Source organism: Abditibacteriota bacterium (genome assembly GCA_017552965.1).
In the GTDB taxonomy this organism is placed as follows: domain Bacteria; phylum Armatimonadota; class UBA5829; order UBA5829; family UBA5829; genus RGIG7931.
On record JAFZNQ010000016.1, the window covers coordinates 1 to 2,099 of the forward strand.

At 60.9% G+C, this 2,099-nt stretch carries 1 protein-coding gene and 1 pseudogene; both read right to left on the reverse strand.

The features are described 5' to 3' along the window. Positions 1-583 precede the first annotated feature (583 nt). Positions 584-1,060, reverse strand: a pseudogene (locus IK083_02695) (pyridoxamine 5'-phosphate oxidase family protein). 43 nt (positions 1,061-1,103) lie between these two features. Next, positions 1,104-1,757 (reverse strand): CpXC domain-containing protein, encoded by a 654-nt coding sequence (locus IK083_02700; protein ID MBR4748466.1) that lies wholly within the window; start codon positions 1,755-1,757, stop codon positions 1,104-1,106. Positions 1,758-2,099 lie beyond the last annotated feature (342 nt).

Genomic DNA, 2,099 nt, shown 5'->3' on the forward strand with positions numbered 1-2,099 from the left:
ACTCGAAGACCGGGTCCTCCCCGTCTGCCTTCTCACGCAAGCGTGAGTAAGGAAGAGTCAGACGGGTCCCGCCCGAGATCCCTTCCCCAAAATCGCGTAATGCTGACGCATTACATATGTTGCGATTTTGGCCGGGATGACGAGAGAGCGGAGCTTGAACGCTCCTCCGCCTATGTGGACCCCCCAACGGCTTTCAGCCGTCGGTGCCCCCACAGATCTCCAACGCACAATAATGTGCGCTGGGATGACGGCGGAGAAAGAGACAAGTCCCGATCCTCGTCATCCCGGCAGGGCCCTCGACCAAAGCCCGGGCGTATTGTCCCGTTCAATATTACCGTCATCTCGGCGCCTGCGTCCTCAGCGCAGGCGGTAAGAGATCCCCTGTCACGAAGACGCGAGCCGCGGACACGGACAGACCCAACGGGACAGAAGGAAAACAGCCCCTGCCCCGCGATACGGCCCCCCCAACGGCCAAAGGCCGTCGGTGCCCCCGTAGATCTCTTACCGGTTTCGCTTACGCTCAACCGCCGAGATGACGCGGGGGGCGTTCCGATGCCGGGACACGCCACTCCCCGACTGCTCCTCAGGACTCCTTGACCAGCTTGCCGGTCACATGCTCGATCACCAGCTCCATGCAATGCACCCGCGGCAAGCCCCGCTCCAGCTCTTTGCTCAGATATTCCTCATCGTCGGAAAACTTGCGGCACAGATTCACGCATATTTCTCGTTTGCGCGCCTCGTCCTCCACCATACGCATATGGCCGAAAACCACCACGCTTTTTATGTGGAGAGCCCAGTCGCCCGCCTCGGTTTAGCCTTTGTCATACACGCAGAAGGACGCCTTGGGGCAGGCGGTCAGGGCGTCGATCTTGTGGCCCGTCCCGGCGCCGTGAAAGCACAGCGCCCCGGCCTTTTCATCATACCAGTGGTTCATGGGGATGCCGTAGGGATAGCCTCCGTCGCCCACCATGGACAGCACTCCTCTGGGCTCCTCCTTCAGCAGCCGGAAGCACTCCTCGGCGCTGAGCTGCTGCTTGTATCGTCTCATTTCTCTGAACATGATCATTCTCCACAGGTATAGTTTCCCCGGCGGTCCTGCCCCCTTACTCTATTCCATAATACTTCTTCACCCAGTCTTCGTCGATCACAGGCCCGTCCTCCCGGAGGTCCGGCAGCCGGTCGGCGGAGTCCCGGTACATCAGCTCATAGGCCCGGAAAGGGTACTCGTGAGTCATGAAAAACTGGCCGTCGGCATACACGTCAAAGCGGTCGTTGTCTTCCCGGTGAAAGAGTATCATCCCGGGCTTCACCCAAGGCTGCTCCTCCTGTATCTGCAGGCGGACCAGCAGCTTGAGCTTTTCTATGACCCTGTCGTCCAGCCCCGCGTCGAAGATCAGTATCTTCTCCATCAGCGTTTCGATGGAGGGCACCGCCCGGACAAGGCGCTCCCCTCTCAGGTCCTGTAGCCGGGCGAGCTGATGTTCCGTCCCGGCAGCCGCGCGGTTGCCCGGCAGGAGCTGTATCATCAGGCGCTTTTCCGGATCGACATACAGCATGGGATACTCCGCCAGGGTCTTCCCGCCGCAGTCGGGACAGGTGAAAATGAAAGCAGCGCCGTCCATGATCCTTGTCTTCATCTCCGGATCCCGCTCCGCGTTCACCACCTTCCAGGCGTCAAAGGAATGCTGCCCGCCGCAAGCGTGGCAGGTGATGGTCTTCGTCTCCCTGACGGACAAATCGTCTTCTCTCAATGACATAGTTTTGTATCTCCGTTCTCTATATGTCGGCTCTCCGCCATCCTCCCGGCGCCCCCGCGCCCGTGGTACACCCCGCGTCATCCCGGCTCTCCGCCGTCATCCCAGCGCCCGAAACAAAGTGAGGGCGTTGGAGATCTGTGGGGGCACCGATGCCGCAGGCATTGGGGGGTCCACTCGGCGGAGGAACGCTCAAAGCCCAGCCCCGCGTCATCCCGGCCAAAACGGCAACATATCAAACGCAGAGCGTTTGGCCGTTTTGGGGAAGGGACCTCGGGAGGGGCCCGGCTGCCTCTTCATTGCTCTGTCGGAGACAGAGAAGGCAGACGGGAAGGACCCGGCCCA